Origin of the sequence: uncultured Agrobacterium sp., assembly GCF_913777885.1 — a bacterium.
In the GTDB taxonomy this organism is placed as follows: domain Bacteria; phylum Pseudomonadota; class Alphaproteobacteria; order Rhizobiales; family Rhizobiaceae; genus Agrobacterium.
Genome location: NZ_CAJYTV010000017.1, coordinates 291131 through 307990 on the forward strand (window position 1 = coordinate 291131; position 16860 = coordinate 307990).

Sequence of the window (16860 nt, forward strand, 5' to 3'; positions counted from 1 at the left end):
CATTACCCCTTGTTCAAAAGAAGGTTTCCGCTATTACGCGTGTTGCGAGTCCCGGCGTCCTATGCTAGACGGACCGCGAAATCGAGATAAGGCAGGGGGGAATTCCAGCCTTTTTCGGGGAAATTGAAACGAATTCAAGAATTTGACGAAGCCGATCTCTCGGCTGCGTTTTCTTGGATGAATAGCAGGGAAAAATTGCCCGTGGCAGATACCTCCCATGGAACATCCGGTGTAGCGGAAAGGTATGCGTCTTCGCTTTTCGAGCTTGCCTTGGAAGCGGGTGTTGTTGAGGCAGTCAGCGCCGATCTCGACAGGTTCCAAGCCTTGCTCGATGAAAGCGACGACTTGAAGCGTCTGGTTGCGAGCCCGGTCTTCTCTTCGGAAGATCAGTCGAAGGCTATTTCGGCCATCGCTGAAAAAGCTGGCATTTCCGGTCTTGCTGCCAATTTCCTCAAGGTCGTGGCCAATAACCGCCGCCTGTTCGCCGTTCCCGGCATGATTGCCTCCTACCGCACTATTGCTGCTGCTCACCGCGGCGAAATTGTTGCCGAAGTTACTTCGGCGCATGCGCTCGACGAAGCGCAGGAAACTGAACTGAAAGCGGCGCTGAAGAGTGTGACCGGCAAGGACGTGGCGATCGCTCTTACGGTCGATCCTTCCATCCTCGGCGGTCTCATCGTCAAGGTCGGTTCACGCCAGATCGATACGTCTCTTCGCACCAAACTTTCCACCCTTAAGCTTGCACTGAAAGAGGTTGGCTGATGGATATCCGCGCCGCGGAAATTTCCGCAATTCTGAAAGATCAAATCAAAAATTTCGGCAACGAGGCGGAAGTCTCCGAAGTCGGCCAGGTTCTGTCCGTTGGTGACGGTATTGCTCGCGTTTACGGCCTCGACAATGTTCAGGCTGGTGAAATGGTCGAGTTCCCCGGCGGCATTCGCGGCATGGCGCTGAACCTTGAAGCCGACAATGTCGGTGTGGTTATTTTCGGTTCCGACCGTGACATCAAGGAAGGCGACACCGTCAAGCGCACAGGCGCAATCGTTGACGTTCCTGTCGGTCCTGAGCTGCTCGGCCGCGTCGTCGACGCTCTCGGCAACCCGATCGACGGCAAGGGCCCGATCAACGCGACGGAACGCCGCCGCGTCGACGTCAAGGCTCCTGGCATCATTCCGCGCAAGTCGGTTCATGAGCCGATGTCGACCGGCCTCAAGGCTATCGACGCTCTGATCCCGGTTGGCCGTGGCCAGCGCGAGCTCGTCATCGGCGACCGCCAGACCGGCAAGACCGCCATCATTCTCGACACGTTCCTGAACCAGAAGCCGATCCACGACAACGGTCCGGACAACGACAAGCTGTACTGCGTCTACGTCGCCGTCGGCCAGAAGCGTTCGACTGTTGCCCAGTTCGTCAAGGTTCTGGAAGAGCGTGGCGCTCTGCAGTATTCCATCGTCATCGCGGCAACCGCTTCGGACGCTGCTCCGATGCAGTTCCTGGCACCGTTTGCCGGCTGCGCCATGGGCGAATACTTCCGTGACAACGGCAAGCATGCCCTGATCGGCTATGACGACCTGTCCAAGCAGGCTGTTGCCTACCGTCAGATGTCGCTTCTTCTGCGTCGTCCTCCGGGCCGCGAAGCTTACCCTGGCGACGTTTTCTATCTGCACTCGCGTCTCCTCGAGCGCGCTGCAAAGATGAGCGACGAAATGGGTGCTGGCTCGCTGACGGCTCTGCCGGTCATCGAAACCCAGGGTAACGACGTTTCCGCCTTTATTCCGACCAACGTGATCTCGATCACCGACGGCCAGATCTTCCTCGAAACCGACCTGTTCTACCAGGGTATCCGTCCGGCTGTTAACGTCGGTCTGTCCGTTTCGCGCGTTGGTTCTGCCGCTCAGATCAAGGCCATGAAGCAGGTTGCCGGCTCGATCAAGGGTGAACTCGCCCAGTATCGCGAAATGGCAGCATTCGCCCAGTTCGGTTCGGACCTCGATGCCTCCACGCAGCGCCTGCTGAACCGTGGTGCGCGTCTGACCGAACTTCTGAAGCAGCCGCAGTTCTCTCCGCTCAAGACGGAAGAGCAGGTTGCGGTGATCTTCGCTGGCGTCAATGGCTACCTCGACAAGGTCGCGGTAAACCAGGTCGGCAAGTTCGAACAGGGTCTGCTGTCCTACCTTCGTTCCGAAGGCAAGGCGATCCTCGACACCATCCGCACGGAAAAGGCTATCAGCGACGATACCAAGGGCAAGCTCAAGGCTGCTCTCGATAACTTCGCCAAGTCTTTCTCCTGATTAGGCTCTGACTGGGACGGATAACGGATGCCTTCACTAAAGGATCTGAAAAACCGCATTGCCTCCGTAAAGGCGACGCAGAAGATAACCAAGGCGATGAAAATGGTCGCCGCGGCGAAGCTTCGGCGCGCCCAGGAAGCTGCGGAGGCCGCCCGCCCATATTCGCAGCGCATGAGCGCCGTGCTGGCCAACATCGCTCAGGCGGTGGAAGCCGATGTCGCTCCGGCGCTGATGACCGGAACCGGCAAGGACGACGTGCATCTGCTCGTCGTCTGCACGGCGGAGCGCGGTCTGTGCGGCGGTTTCAACTCACAGATTTCCCGTTTTGCCCGCGATCATGCCCGCAAGCTGATGGCGCAGGGTAAGACGGTCAAGATCATCACCGTCGGCAAGAAGGGCTACGACAGCCTGCGTCGCGAATTCTCATCCAACATCATCGAGCGCATCGAACTGCGTGACGTGAAGCGGGTGGGCTTTGCCAATGCCGATATGATCGCCAAGAACATCATTGCCCGTTTCAATGCCGGCGAGTTCGATGTCTGCACGCTGATCTACTCGGAATTCAAGTCCGTGATCAGCCAGATCCCGACCGGCCTTCAGTTGATCCCGGCTGCTGTTCCAGCCACCGAGCAGGCAGCGACCAACAATACGGCGATCTACGAATACGAGCCGGATGCGGCCTCCATTCTGGAAGACCTCATTCCGCGCAACATTTCCGTCCAGGTTTTCCGCGCACTGCTGGAAAACGTGGCTGGCGAAATGGGCGCCAAGATGAGCGCGATGGACAACGCAACCCGCAATGCCGGTGAAATGATCCACAAGTTGACGCTGTCCTACAACCGTCAGCGTCAGGCTCAGATCACCAAGGAACTCATCGAAATCATTTCGGGCGCGGAAGCGCTCTGAGGTAAGGAAAGAGGGTAAGGATAATGGCTCAGGCAGCTACCCCCATTAAGACCGCAGCGACCGAGGGCGCTACCGGCAAGGTTACGCAGGTTATCGGCGCTGTTGTGGACGTTGCGTTCGAAGGCGAACTGCCGGCGATCCTGAACGCGCTCGAAACCGACAACAACGGCAACCGCCTCGTTCTCGAAGTTGCGCAGCACCTCGGCGAAAACGTCGTTCGTACCATCGCGATGGACTCCACCGAAGGCCTCGTTCGCGGCCAGCCGGTCGCCAACACCGGCGCGCCGATCTCGGTTCCGGTCGGTCCTGAAACGCTCGGCCGTATCATGAACGTCATCGGCGAGCCGGTTGACGAAGCTGGCCCGCTGAACACTGCGTCCAAGCGCGCCATCCACCAGGAAGCTCCGTCCTACGTCGACCAGTCGACGGAAGCGCAGATCCTCGTCACCGGCATCAAGGTCGTCGACCTGCTCGCACCTTACGCAAAGGGCGGCAAGATCGGCCTGTTCGGCGGCGCGGGCGTTGGCAAGACGGTTCTGATCATGGAACTCATCAACAACGTCGCCAAGGCGCATGGCGGTTACTCCGTCTTCGCAGGTGTGGGTGAGCGCACCCGTGAAGGTAACGACCTTTACCACGAAATGATCGAGTCCGGCGTTAACAAGCACGGCGGCGGCGAAGGCTCCAAGGCTGCTCTCGTTTATGGCCAGATGAACGAGCCGCCAGGCGCCCGTGCCCGCGTTGCTCTGACCGGTCTGACGATCGCTGAAAACTTCCGCGACGAAGGCCAGGACGTTCTGTTCTTCGTGGACAACATCTTCCGCTTCACGCAGGCTGGCTCGGAAGTGTCCGCTCTGCTCGGCCGTATCCCGTCTGCCGTTGGCTATCAGCCGACACTGGCAACGGACATGGGCCAGATGCAGGAACGCATCACGACGACGACCAAGGGTTCGATCACCTCGGTTCAGGCCATTTACGTTCCTGCCGACGACTTGACCGACCCGGCACCTGCGACCTCGTTCGCCCACTTGGACGCAACGACCGTTCTGTCGCGTTCGATCGCCGAAAAGGGTATCTACCCGGCTGTTGACCCGCTCGACTCCACCTCGCGCATGCTCGACCCGCTGATCGTCGGCGAAGAGCACTATGAAGTGGCTCGTAAGGTTCAGTCGACTCTGCAGCGCTACAAGGCTCTACAGGACATCATCGCCATCCTCGGCATGGACGAACTGTCGGAAGAAGACAAGCTGTCGGTTGCCCGCGCCCGCAAGATCGAGCGCTTCCTGTCCCAGCCGTTCTTCGTCGCCGAAGTCTTCACCGGTTCTCCGGGCAAGCTCGTGGCTCTCGAAGACACGATCAAGGGCTTCAAGGGTCTCGTCAACGGCGAGTACGACCACCTGCCGGAAGCGGCTTTCTACATGGTCGGCTCCATGGACGAAGCCATCGAGAAGGCAAAGAAGCTGGCTGGCGAAGCCGCTTGATGTGATTGAACTGGTGCGCGGTTTTTTTGAGCCGCGCGCCGTTGCCCCCCGCGACATCGTCTGTCGCGCAATCAGAAGAAGTGAATAGCCATGGCCGACACTTTCAAATTCGAACTTGTTTCTCCCGAGCGTCTGCTGGTGTCCGAGACGGTCAGCGAAGTCGTTATTCCGGCAACGGAAGGTGAAATGACGGTTCTGGTCAATCACGCGCCGGTCATGACGACGATCAAGCCTGGAATCGTCCGGGTAAAGACGGCATCTGGCGAAACGCACAAGTATGTGGTTTTCGGCGGTTTTGCCGATATCCTGCCGACTGGTTGCACATTGCTCGCCGAATCTGCCGTTTCGGCTGACGACATGACACCGGACGATCTGCAGAAGCGTATCGCTGCTGCCCGTTCGGAGATCGAGGAAGGCAACCACCACCACGATCATCTGACGAAGCTTGAAAAGTACCTTTACGAGTTGACGGACCTGCACGAGGTTCTCGTCGCCGCTTGAAAGGACCGGGCGGGTTAAGTTGAGCAACCGTCCACATATAAGCTCAGACGAAAGCGGCTTTTATGGCCGCTTTTTGTTTTTCTAGCCTCGGCAGGAGGCGCAGAGGATAGCTGGCCGCTCACCATCAAAAACGGCACTCTCCTGCGATGGCAACATCACACGGCGTCTGTGGCCGACGTCCGATGTGTGAGGCTAACGAAGGGCAACAGGCTACGCCCTCGGAACTCAATCCATTTCGGAGCTACCGCTGCAGAGCCATTCTGGCGTCCAGCCAGCGGCGTCACAGAGCGCCTTGCCGCAGACGCGGATTTTGAGGATGCATGGGAAGGCGCGCCTGAAAGGCCCACGTCGAACTGGGTGCAGAGCGTCTGCCTCTCCCCTCGAAAAACAGCGCTCTCCTGCGACGGCATCATCACACGGCGTCTCTGGCCGACGCCTGATGTGTGAGGCCAACGAAGGGCAACATGCTATGCCTTCAGAACTCTGTCCATTTCGGAGCTACCGCAGCAGAGACTTTACGTGGCCAGGCAAGGGCCCCACAGAGTGCGTTGCCGCAGGCGCGGATTGCGACGATGAAGGGAAGGGTGCGTCAGCGAGGCCCACGTCGAACTGGGTGAGTAGCTGGCGCAGTGCGTCTGCTTCTCGCCCATATAAACGCTAATCTGCGATGGCGTCATCACACGGCGTCTCTGGCCGAGGCCTGATTTGTGAGGCCAACGGAGGGCAACATGCTATGCCCTCAGAACTCAGTCCATTTCGGTGCTACCGCTGCAGAGCCATTCCGTCGGCCAGCCAGCGCCGTCACAGAGTGCCTTGCTGCAGACGCTGATTGCGCGGATGCAGGGGGAGGCGCGCCTGCCAGCCCCACGTCGAACTGGGTGAGTAGCTGGTGCAGAGCGTCTGCTTCGCGCGCCAGACCGTGGCTCGCCGCATTCGTCTCCTCGACCATCGCGGCATTTTTTTGCGTGGCCTGGTCCATGAGGTTGACGGCGTGGTTGATTTCGCTGAGCCCATTCGCCTGCTCGCGGGCCGCCTCGACGATGGCCGCAACATTGGTGTCAATCCTGTCCACCTGAGTGGCAATATGTTGGAGGGCTTGCCCCGCCTCGCCAACGAGGTCGACGCCGTGCGCCACATGCTGGCCCGAGGTGTTGATCAGTTGCCGGATCTCCTTGGCTGCACTGGCGGAGCGCTGCGCCAGATCGCGCACCTCCTGTGCCACGACGGCAAAGCCTTTGCCGGATTCACCCGCCCGCGCCGCCTCGACCCCTGCATTCAGGGCCAGGAGATTGGTCTGAAAGGCGATCGTATCGATGACGCCGATGATATTGGTGATTTCGCCGGCGGATTGTGAAATGGCATCCATAGCGGCAATCGCCTTGTCCACAATCGTACCGGAGCGTTCGGCCTGGGCTTTGGTCTCGCTGACGAGCCGTCCTGCCTCATCGGCCCGCCTGCTGGCATCGGCGCCCGTGGTGGTAATCTGCTCGATGGCCGCAGCACTTTCTTCCAGCGAGGCTGCCTGCTGCTCCGTGCGCCTTGCCAGATCATCTGCCGCCGAACGAATTTCGGATGAGCCGGATGCAATGGTCTCGGCATTCTGGGCAACGGTGAGCATCGTCAGACGCAGCTTTTCGATTACCTCGTTGAAGTCGCTCCTGAGCTTTTCCATGCTCGGGACGAAGGGCGTATCGAGGCTTTGCCGCAGATTGCCTTCGGCCAGCGCGCGCAGGGCCTGCCCGAGCGTCGTGATCGCGCTCATGCGCGGGGTGACGTCGGTGGCGAATTTGACGACTTTAACCACCGCTCCCGTGTCATCCAGGATAGGGTTATAGGCAGCCTGTATCCATACTTCCTTGCCGTGTTTGCCGTAGCGCACGAACTCGTCGGAGATGAACTCTCCGGATGCCAGGCGCCGCCAGAAGTTGCTATAGGCATCAGAGGCGACATAGGCTGGATCGCAAAACATCCGGTGATGACGGCCTTCGATTTCTTCCAGAGCGTAGCCCAGCCCGTCGCAGAAATTGCGGTTTGCAGTGAGGATATGGCCGGTCGGCGTGAACTCTATGACCGCCTGGGAGCGTGAGATTGCCTCCAGCTTGCTGTTGTCCTCATTTGCCTTGAGCTTCCTTGCGGTAATGTCGGTTGCTATCTTCACGACCTTATAAGGCTTGCTGCCGCGAAAGACCGGATTGTAGGACGCCTCTATCCAGATCTCGCGGCCATCCTTGCGTAGCCGCTTGAATTCTCCGGTTCGGGCTTTACCCGTCTTGAGGTCTTCCCAGAAGTCGCGGTAGGCTTGAGAGGCACAATGATCGGCATCACAGAATATCCGGTGATGCTGCCCGACGATTTCGGCAAGCTCGTAACCGAGTTCCGAACAGAAATTGGTGTTGGCGTGAAGGACCGTACCGCTTAGATCGAACTCGATGACGGCATGTGATGCGGCAATCGCCCTCACGATATTACTGTTATCTGCACCTTGCCCCAGCAAAAACATCTTGACCCCCAGGACAGCCGAAATCGTGGTGGCAGTTTGGAGGAAAGACGAAAGGTTTCCGAAACTGCTACTTGCGCACTGGCTGATTGATTTCTGCGCTCGCACAGGTTTCATTAGAGCAAATCAATATTAAAAGTTTCTTTCTTAGAATTGATGAAATAATACGATCTCTTTGATACCTGACTAAAGCATCTCTTGTAGAAGTGTACAGCGGTGTTGCCAGAGCGACATGCGGCAGAAGAAGAGCCCAAAGGGCCCAAAGCGAATCTCAGAAATCGCTACCTGCTTTCCACTTACGCGTGGATGGATGCGACGTAAAAAAGCCGCGCGGAGGGCGTCCGCGCGGCTTTTTCGATGACTTCGTATGTCGGGCGCGTATCAGGCGGCCAGTTCTTCCATCTCGCTTCCCTTGAACATCTTGGCGAGGTTCAGGAAGCAGATCATGCCATGTTCGTTGGCGATGATGCCTTCGGAGAAGGACTTGTCGAAGGAGGCGGATACTTCCGGCACGGGCTGAACCTGGTTTGCCGGGATCGTCAGAATATCGGAGACGCGATCGACCAGCATGCCGATGACCATGTTGTGGACTTCAGCCACCACGATGGCGCTGCGCTCATTGGCCACGGTGCTCTTCATGCCAAGCTTGTAAGCCAGGTCGATGATCGGAATAACCGAGCCGCGAAGGTTCATGACGCCGATGACATCCGGCGGCGCGTGCGGGATGGGCGTGGATGGCGCCCAGCCGCGAATTTCGCGGATCGTCGTGGTCTTGACGCAGAATTCCTGATCGTGGAGGCGAAAAGCGATGATTTCCAGTGTCTCACCGCCAAAATTTGTCGAATTGATCGTTGCCATCAGAATTCTTCCCAATCCTTTTGTGTCGGAGCCAAAGCGAGAGAGCCGGACGTCGCATAGAGAGCGGGCTTCGGCTTTCTTTCAGGGGCGCGTGTGACCGGCACCTTCCGTTCAGGCTGCAGTGATTGATTCGTAACAGAAGATTGTTTCCCAAATCTAAATTGCGTGAGCAATTCCTGCAGAAGATAAGCCTCATGCGCCAGCCCGTGGCTGGACGCTGTCGTTTGTTCCACCATTGCGGCGTTCTGCTGGGTGTTGGTATCCATGGCTGCGATGGCGTGGTTGATTTCCTTGATGCCATTGGCCTGATCGTGGGCGGTTTCGACAATGGCTGCGACGTTGGTGTTGATCTCTCCGACCTGGGTGACGATCTTGCCGAGTGCCTTGCCGGTTTCACCCACGAGGTCGACGCCTTCCTCGACTTGGCGCGCGGACGTGTCGATCAGCGTCTTGATCTCCTTTGCGGCCTGTGCGGAGCGTTGCGCCAGTGCGCGCACCTCTTGCGCCACAACGGCAAAGCCTTTGCCTGCTTCACCCGCGCGGGCGGCTTCCACGCCGGCGTTCAGCGCCAGGAGGTTCGTCTGGAAGGCAATCTCATCGATAACGCTGATGATGCTGCCGATTTCATTGGACGATTGCGAGATGCGCCCCATGGCGTCGATGGCCTTGCTGACGATCAGGCCAGACTGTTCCGCATCGTTTTTCGTATTGGTGACCAGACGGCTGGATTGTTCGGCACGCTCCGCGTTCTGCGCCACCGTTCGGGTGATCTCCTGTAAGGCGGCGGAGGTTTCTTCCACAGCTGCCGCCTGCTGCTCGGTACGCCGGGCAAGGTTGTCGGTGGCTTCGCTGATTTCGCGCGCACCCTCGGTAATGCTCTTGGTGCTTTCCGCTACGTTGCGCATGGCGTGCTGGAGTTTATGCAGCGAGGCATTGAGATCGTGCCGTACCTTTTCGAGGGCGGGGGTAAAGGAGACGGAGATCGTACCGGTCAGGTCGCCATTCGAAAGAGCCGTCAGGCTGGAGGCAAGATCGTCCACGGCGGTGACGCGATCGGTCACGTCGGTTGCGAACTTGATAATCTTGAAGACCTTGCCGTTTTCGTCGAAAATCGGATTGTAGGACGCCTGGATCCAGATCGGTTTGCCGCTCTTGGCAATGCGCTTGTACTCTGCTGACATATACTCGCCGGAGCCCAGTCTTCTCCAGAATTCGCTATAGGACGGATCGTTGCGGATGCTGTCTTCGCAGAAAATGCGGTGATGCTTGCCGCGGATTTCCTCAAGGCTATAGCCGACAGCGTTCAGAAAATTCTGGTTTGCTGTAACGATCTCACCGGTCGGGGTGAATTCGATGATGGCCTGCGCGCGGGAAATAGCGTCCAGCTTACCAGCATCTTCAGCCGCCTTGCGCTTCGCATCGGTGATGACGGTGGCGAGCTTGACGACGCTCGTGACCCTGTTGCCCTCCATGACGGGGTTGTAAGAGGCCTCGATCCAGACCTCATTTCCGCCTTTGGCGATCCGCTTGTATTGCTGCTTGTCGAAGCGACCGGCTCTAAGATTCGCCCAGAACTGCTGGTAGGCATCGCTATCGGCATAGGAGGGTTCGCAGAAAATGCGGTGGTGCTTGCCGATCAGCTGATCGGCGGTATAGCCCATCGCTTTGCAAAAATTTTCGTTGGCTGAGAGTATATGTCCGGAAGTGTCGAATTCGATAACGGCCAGCGAGCGGCCTAACGCTGCAAGGACCGCTTTTGCATGGGTCCCGGGAAGAGAGAGCATTCAGTGAACTCCGTCACGGCTCAACCCCTTGGTCGGACCGGTATTGTGGTGCGTGAAGACAAGATCCTAAAGCACAACAGCCGCGGAAGGTTCAAGGCAACAACAATTGTTTAGCTCATCAAATTTAACAATCTCTGAACTCGAAAAAGTTTAACGATTTCCTTAACGACGCGACCTGAATTCTTGTGGTTCACGCATAAGTTGATCAGTACTCCTTTTCATAGAAGATGCCGGCTGCACCTTCGCCGCTGGCTCCCGCTTCGCCGCGCAGCTTGACGCCGCGTCCGACGTCGAGATTGATGACTGCTTTTGCGCCGGAATCGCCGCTCTGCTCGAGCTGGAGATAGGTACGCTCATTGATATATTTGCCTGCCGATACCCGCGCCCGTCCTTCGGAATCGGTGGATATATCGAGATCGTCGATGCCGAGGTTGCTTCGCAGGCTATCGAACAGGGAGGTTGAGCGCCCGCCCGCCAGCTGACTTGCCGCTTCCGCCAGTCTGGCAATCTGCAGAGGTGACAGTTTGGACATGGACTGGCCGAAGATCAGCTGTGCCATCACCTCATCCTGGGGCAGCGCCGGGGACGATGTGAAGGCGAAAGATGGATCGTTGGCGTTGCCGCTGACGGTCACCGTCACGGTGTTGGAGCCGACGCTCGAATCGGCAGAGAGGTTGAGAACTGGGATCAGCCCGCCGCCGAAGGTGATTTCGCCATTGGTGAAATCCAGACGCCGCGTCAGGATTTCGAGACGGCCACGACGCATGGTGAACCCGCCGGAGATCTGAGGGCTAGCGGCCGTGCCGCGTATCGTCAGGTTGCCGGTCAGTTCCGCATCGATGCCGCGTCCGCGCACGAAGATGCCGCTTGGTGCGTTGATCTGGAGATCGAGACCAATTGTTGATGAACTACCGCTGCCACCTTCGTCAGCGCGGATCTCCGCCTCCTGGCGTCTCACCGCCCGTGGCGCGTTCTTGTGCTTGATATCGATTTCCGTCAGCGATGCGGGCAGGCGTTCCGGAATAGTGATCGCGCTTTTATCCAGTGTCAGCGTACCGGCGAGAAGCGGCGACGACAGGACCGGACCCTTCAGCGTCAGCGTGCCGCTTGCCTGCGTGGTGAACAGTGTTCCGTCCGCGTAGGTTGCGCGGTTCAGCGTGATGCTGAGATCTGCCGGAAACCCTGATGCGGGGTTGATGCCGACAGTGCCGGACCCGGAAATGGTTCCACCGCCCGACAGGTTTCCCGTCAGCCTCGATATGGTCGCGACATCGCGGTTGAAGGTAATCGTTGCGGCAAGATTGTTGAGGGTAAGGTTGCGTCGCACATCGGTAACGCGCGTACCCTGGGTGCTGATCGTCCCCGTCACGGAAGGCGCGGCGACGCTGCCTTCGATGCGGATATCAACTGCCGCCGAACCATCGACGACCAGGCCCTGTTCGGATGTTTGGGCCGCAAGCGCGGCAAAGGGCAATTGCCCCTTGAAGCTCATGGCAAGCGGGCGGTTGCCGGAAAGGCCAAGCGTACCGCCGCCGGAAACCGTCAGCCCACCGCCGCCTGTCAGGCTGGTATCGAGTTGGAGCGACTGGTTGGCAAAGCGGCCATTGGCCTTGATCCCCAGTGTGCCGAGCCCTGCGGCGCGCGTCTGGGCAATTGCTGCATCGGCCCAGGTCAGGTTGTAATCGATGGCGGGATCTGCGGCCGAACCCTTGGCAACAACCGTGCCGGAAATAGTGCCTGCCGCATCGAGCCCGGGTGAAAAAGCATTGGCGAGACTGGCCGGAAGGGCGCGTATGGCGGCATTGACGTCGAGCGTCGATCCGGCGCTACCGTTGACTTCGACCCGACCGTTGCCGGTCTGGATGGTCAACCCGGATATGCGCGCATTGCCATTCTCCACCGTGATGACGCTCGGAGCGGCAAGGCGAACGGGGATGCCGCGCGGCGTGGCGGAAAAGCTTTCCAAAGCGACGCGCATGGGCGAAGCGCCGGTGTCTGCCCGGCCTTTCAGCACCAGCGGGGCATTGTCATAGCGGCCATTGAGATCGAATGTCGTGGCATTTGCTGCGTGATCGATATCGAGTTCGAGACCTGAGAGTGCTGCTGCACCGGCATTGATGCTCTGCGCCTTCACCGTGCCGTTGATGGCCAGAGCCAGGAGATCGTCCACCTTGAGGTCGGCAACCAATCCGGAAATTGCTGTCGTGTCCTTGCGGATCGTTGTGCCATTGGCGCGAATGGTGGCGGCAATCTTGCCATCGGCGTTACTGATGGCGATATCGCCCTTCAGATCGCCGCGCGCCTGCTGGGCGGCAAGCGCTGCCAGAAGCGAGATATCGGGAAAATCGAAAGACAGAGCGCCGGACGGCAGGAATTGCGGCGTCAGTTGCAGCTTGCCCGTCATGACGTTGGGGCCGACCTTGACGTTCAGCTCTGGAATGGCGGTGCCTTCGCCCGTCTGCACTAGCGCGGCAGAGGCGTCGATCGGCTGGTTGTCCAGTGTGCCGGTCGCTTGAAACTTGGCCTGCGGCGCGGCCACATCCGCCTTGCCACTCGCCAAAACCTTCAGCGATTGCAGCGAACGTCCCGCAAGCGTGGCGCGCGCCGCAGAGATATCTGCGGTGAAGTCGGCAGCGCTGATCGGACCGTTTGCCTGAAGAGAGAAATCGAGCGAACCGGCGGCCTGCGGCGACAACTTCTCCAATGCCGGCAGCCGACCGGAGAGTTTGGCGGCGATCGCGCCATTGTCGAGCGACACGCCGCCATTGGCTTCGAGCGTGGTGGACTTGATGACGAGGTTCTCTAGACTTGTCGCGCCGCCCATCAGGCTCTCGACATAGCCGTTGATCGCGATCGTGCCGTCGAATTTTTCCGCCAGCGCCGGGGGAAGCACGGACGGCAGAACGAAGAGGCGCAGGTTCGACGAGACTTTTCCAGCCGAAAGATCATAGGCGCCGCTTGCCGTTCCGCCGATGCTGGCGCTTTCGAGCGTCGCGCCTTCGAAGGCGATGGTCTGTGGCGAGACGCGCAGCGGTGCGCTGAGCTTTAACGGAGCCTTGACGATGCGCTCCAGGTCCGGCGAGGTCAGCGCCGACTGATCGACCGACAGCAGGGTACGGATCGTGCCGGTCATGCTCGCCACGTCGAGATCTTCGCTGGCTGCGGTAAGCTTCACGCCCTGAAGGGTACCCTGTGGCACCTTGAGAGAACGAAGCGAGGCGACGGTGTTCAGGCGTGCTGCGTCGGCGTTGCCGCGCAGGCTGAGGTCAATGCCATCCACCAGCGCCTGGAGCTCGCCATCCGCCAGCGGCAGGCGGATATCGACGGGTCCGTTGGTTCCGATCAGATTGGCGGAAAGGTCGTTCTGGCCCTGGGGATCGACGCTGCCGGATGCCGTGAGTATCAGCGCGCCGGTTTCCAGATTGCCGTTCTCGACACTGATACGACCTTCCGGCGACATGGTCGCGGCCAGGTCGATCTTCGTTTCTCCGCTGAAGAGCTGGCGCACCAGCGGCGGCAACAGCCGATCCGGATGACCGCCGCCTTGCAGCGTCACGCGCCGCGTTCCGTCCTGCGCCAGGCTGTGGTGGCCATTGAGCGCGACGACTTCGTTTCCAGAAACGGAACCGGCGAGTTTCCCCGACCAGTTGGAGAGAGGGCCTTCGCCGCTGAGCTTTATGGAGACCGCAGGCGCACCCGGTAGACGCAGAAGGTTTGCAAGCAGGCCACCCTCCGGCTCGTTCAGCAGCGCCTGAAGTTTCAGCACGTTTTCAGCCGGTATATAGGCCAGATCCGCATCGATCGACGCGCGCTGCTCATCCTTGCGGGAGGCTGAGAGCGATGCCGTGATGGTGTCGGAGGTGGCATAACCATGGCCCGATGCCGACAGAGCGAAGGCGCGTCCCGCCAGCTTCTCGCCAAGCTCGATGTTGGGAAGCGACAGATCATCGACGGTCACTTTCAGGGGAAGGGAGAAGCTGCCGGAGCTTGGCTCTGCCTGTTGCGATGCTGGCAGCGGTGCCCGATCGACACGGATATTGGCAGCCGTCAGCCGTTCGGCGTGGAACGTTCCTGTCAGGAGATCGAGCGGCGACCAGTCGAGCTCCACACCATCGAGTGTCGCATAGCTGCCTTCACGATCGGCAATGGTGACGTTATCCAGTCTCAATCTGCCGGTCAGCAGACCCTTCGGTGGCGAGATAGTGATCGTCTGGTCCGTGCTGGAAGCAATGCGAGACACCTCGTTTGCAAGGAATCGCGCGCCGAAGGGGCTCAAGCCAAAAAACAGCAACACGACCACAAGAAGCGCGACGGCCCCGAGTGCGATGCAGGCGAACCACTTCAGCAATCGAATCAGCATGTTCATAAAGGACAATCTACACTTCGCTTGGTCGTCGTGACAGGGTTGGGTTTACTGCGGAGCAAAGCCCGGCGTTTTTGAACGCTCCTTCCTCAGAAGGATTGTCCGATGCCGGCGTAAATGCCGAAACTGCTGCCGCTCGGATATTTTTCCAGCGGCATGGCGACATCAAGACGCAGAGGCCCGAACGGTGTCGCATAGCGAAGACCGATGCCGGCACCTGCGCGAATATCAGAAAAATCCGGTGTGACTTCGGAGGAAACCACGCCCGCATCGATGAAGGGAACAATGCCAATGGTTTCCGTCACCTTCACACGCGCTTCAAGCGAGGTGACGACATAGGACCGGCCGCCGGTGGCCTTGCCATTGACGTCATAGGGCGAAATTTCCTGATAGCTGTAACCGCGCACAGAGCCGCCGCCGCCAGCGAAGAAGCGGCGTGTCGTGGGAATGTCCTCAAGCGAACCGCCGCCGAAGAGAACGCCGCCTGCGATCTTGCCGGCCAGCACCACCTGATCGTCCGAGCCCAGGCCCTTGTAGCCGGTGGTCGATGCCTCGAACGACGAGAAGATGGTGCCGTTTAGCGCTTCATAGCTCGGTTTGGCGGAAATCGATGCGCGGAAACCATCGGTCGGGTTCAGCTTGTCATTGCGCCTGTCTCGCACGAACTCCAACGGCACAGAGGTCGTCAGATAGTCATTGGTGCCGAAAGCGTCTTCGGTGCTCGCCCATTCGACTTCGAGACCGGCTGCTGCTGTATCGTAATCGTTGAAATCATACGCGAATCCGCCATATCCGGTCACCGTCTGCGCATCATAGCTGTCGGGGTGCTCGGTCTTGGCCTTGAGGCTTGCGGTAAAGGTCGTCTGCGGATTGAAGATTCCGGGCTTGGTAAAGATGATGCCGGCGGAATAGTCTATGTCCTGAACGGTCGATGCCTCGCCAAGGCGCGTCACAGCGCCCTCGATGCGAAGCGATTCGGCTTTGCCAAACAGGTTGCGGTGGCCCCAATAGCCCTGCAAGCCTGCTCCTTCCGTCGTCGAATATTGCGCGCCCACGCCAAAATAGCGAAATTTGCCTTCGGAAACCTCGATGGTCAAAGGAAGGCTGCCATTGGGGGCAAGCGTATTGGCTTCCTTGATTGCGACGCTGGAAAACACGCCGAGTTTGCGCAGCCTGTCGGAGGCCTTGCGCAGCTTGTCCGGCGAATAGGGCTCTCCGCTGTTGAGGCGCGAGTAACGACGGATGAAGTCCGGATCGACGGCCTTGTCGCCCTTGACCGCCACGTCTCCCAGCGGCGCCACCGGGCCACCTTCGGCCACCATGGTCAGATCCACCGTGTTGTTGGCGTGGTTTGCCACCGCCTCGCGCTTGGTGAGCTTTGCCAGCGGGCGACCTTCCGCCTTCAGGTCGTCTATCAGTTTGTTGCCTGCGCGGATGATGGCAAGCGAGCCCGCGTCGCCGCCGGTTACCAGACCGTAATCTGCGGGGTCGTGCCCCGTGATATCGCCTTGCAGCCTGACCGTTCCGAGCTTGAAGACCGGGCCCGGCGTCACATCGATTACAACCGGCACGGGGCCTGCTCTGTTGAACGTCGGATTGGGCGGAATGGAATCAATATCCTGCCCGGCGATCTTGACCGTAACGATACCGCCATAGCGGGCATTCTCGTAAAGTGCGGCAATCAACCTGTCGCGGTCGTCCTTAGCGCGAATGAGCAGGCCGAGATCGCCCGATGCCGGCTTTTCCGGCTCGGTCACCATCAGGGAGCTGTTTTCCAGACTGTCTCTCAGTTTGCTGTCCGCTCCCGGCGTATTGAGCGTCACGGTAAAGCGGACGGGATCGAGAACTTCGTTTGCCTCGTCCTTGTCCGAGCCCCATAGCTGGATGCCGAAGATCTTCAAAGCGAAGGCTTCGCGAACGAAGACGGGATAAACGCTCATGGCTGCCGCCACCGCCAATGCAGTGCCTGCCCTCCAGTACGCTATACTCTTCCGTTGGTCAGTCCGTTTTTTCGGCATGCGGTGCTTTATGGTTGAGCATTTATTATTGCTCCTGCCCGTTTATCCTTCGTTAATGCGCAAATTTAATCATAATTAGACAAGGAGGGGCACCCCAAAAAAGGGCCAATGCGGGGAAACAAAAAAAGCCCCGACGATTGCCGGGGCTTCTGATGCAATTC

The 16860-nt window shown here is 59.1% G+C and carries 10 protein-coding genes; 5 read left to right on the top strand and 5 right to left on the bottom strand.

Annotated features, from left to right (window positions below; all coding sequences use genetic code 11):
- Positions 1 to 195: 195 nt before the first annotated feature.
- From QZ869_RS16525 to QZ869_RS16545, 5 genes are all read left to right on the top strand, one after another.
- The gene (locus QZ869_RS16525; protein ID WP_296098834.1) at positions 196 to 762 is read left to right on the top strand and encodes a F0F1 ATP synthase subunit delta; all 567 of its coding nucleotides are present in this window, start codon (positions 196 to 198) and stop codon (positions 760 to 762) included.
- Positions 762 to 2291: a F0F1 ATP synthase subunit alpha gene (gene atpA / locus QZ869_RS16530; protein ID WP_296020386.1), complete on the top strand. Its 1530-nt coding sequence runs from the start codon at positions 762 to 764 to the stop codon at positions 2289 to 2291. Before QZ869_RS16525 ends, atpA begins: the two co-directional genes overlap by 1 nt.
- A 27-nt stretch (positions 2292 to 2318) precedes the next feature.
- Positions 2319 to 3197, top strand: coding sequence for a F0F1 ATP synthase subunit gamma (locus QZ869_RS16535; RefSeq protein WP_296020384.1), 879 nt, complete (start codon positions 2319 to 2321; stop codon positions 3195 to 3197).
- A gap of 23 nt (positions 3198 to 3220) precedes the next feature.
- Positions 3221 to 4678: a F0F1 ATP synthase subunit beta gene (gene atpD / locus QZ869_RS16540; protein ID WP_296020383.1), complete on the top strand. Its 1458-nt coding sequence runs from the start codon at positions 3221 to 3223 to the stop codon at positions 4676 to 4678.
- Positions 4679 to 4768: 90 nt separating this feature from the next.
- Complete coding sequence (locus QZ869_RS16545; protein WP_296020380.1) at positions 4769 to 5179, top strand: F0F1 ATP synthase subunit epsilon; 411 nt, start codon at positions 4769 to 4771, stop codon at positions 5177 to 5179.
- A 739-nt stretch (positions 5180 to 5918) separates the two neighbouring features.
- Here QZ869_RS16545 and QZ869_RS16550 read toward each other — a convergent pair.
- The 5 genes from QZ869_RS16550 to QZ869_RS16570 all read right to left on the bottom strand — a co-directional run bounded on the left by QZ869_RS16550 (position 5919) and on the right by QZ869_RS16570 (position 16699).
- Positions 5919 to 7679 (bottom strand): PAS domain-containing methyl-accepting chemotaxis protein, encoded by a 1761-nt coding sequence (locus QZ869_RS16550; RefSeq protein WP_296105980.1) that lies wholly within the window; start codon positions 7677 to 7679, stop codon positions 5919 to 5921.
- Between the two features lie 378 nt (positions 7680 to 8057).
- Positions 8058 to 8534 (bottom strand): chemotaxis protein CheW, encoded by a 477-nt coding sequence (locus QZ869_RS16555; protein ID WP_296020376.1) that lies wholly within the window; start codon positions 8532 to 8534, stop codon positions 8058 to 8060.
- Positions 8534 to 10318, bottom strand: a complete 1785-nt coding sequence (locus tag QZ869_RS16560) for a PAS domain-containing methyl-accepting chemotaxis protein (RefSeq protein ID WP_296105982.1) — start codon at positions 10316 to 10318, stop codon at positions 8534 to 8536. The genes QZ869_RS16555 and QZ869_RS16560 overlap by 1 nt, the downstream gene beginning before the upstream one ends.
- 205 nt (positions 10319 to 10523) lie before the next feature.
- Entirely contained in the window at positions 10524 to 14684 is a 4161-nt protein-coding gene (locus QZ869_RS16565; RefSeq protein ID WP_296105985.1) for a translocation/assembly module TamB domain-containing protein, read from the bottom strand.
- 86 nt (positions 14685 to 14770) lie between these two features.
- Entirely contained in the window at positions 14771 to 16699 is a 1929-nt protein-coding gene (locus tag QZ869_RS16570) for an autotransporter assembly complex family protein (protein WP_296105986.1), read from the bottom strand.
- Positions 16700 to 16860: the final 161 nt, after the last annotated feature.